This is a genomic window from Pseudomonas sp. 43(2021), assembly GCF_017490805.1.
Lineage (GTDB): Bacteria > Pseudomonadota > Gammaproteobacteria > Pseudomonadales > Pseudomonadaceae > Aquipseudomonas.
This window is the reverse complement of sequence record NZ_JAFGYJ010000475.1, coordinates 1-457: the sequence shown is the minus strand read 5'-3', so window position 1 is coordinate 457 and position 457 is coordinate 1. Positions and strand designations below refer to the sequence as shown.

The following is a 457-nucleotide window of genomic DNA, read 5'->3' as shown; positions in this document are numbered from 1 at the left end:
GATCGCAGGTCAGACCGAGGTTGTGTTCCAGGCCGATTTCGGCAGCGTTCTCCAGTTGCTCCGGTGTCGCGCCGAGGACATCGGCCAGGCCGGCGGCAGCCATTGCGCAAGCCGAGCCGACTTCGCCCTGACAGCCGACCTCGGCACCGGAGATGGAGGCGTTTTTCTTGCACAAAATCCCGACAGCGGCTGCGCCGAGAAAGAACGCGACGACATCATCGTCAGACGCATCCGGATTGAATTTCATGTAGTAGTGCAGAACCGCCGGAATGATCCCGGCGGCGCCATTGGTCGGCGCGGTGACCATGCGCCCGCCGGCTGCGTTTTCTTCGTTGACGGCGAGGGCGAACAGGTTGACCCATTCCATCGCCGACAGGGTCGAGCTGATCACATTCGGTTTGCCGATTTCCAACAGGCTGCGATGCAGTTTTGCCGCGCGACGCGGTACTTTCAGACC

1 protein-coding gene is annotated in these 457 nt (G+C 61.7%); it reads right to left on the bottom strand.

Features of this window, described 5'->3' with window-relative positions; all coding sequences use genetic code 11:
- Window positions 1–457, bottom strand: a 457-nt coding sequence (locus J5M71_RS28245) for an L-serine ammonia-lyase, iron-sulfur-dependent, subunit alpha (protein ID WP_207838921.1), incomplete at both ends; no start/stop codon positions are given.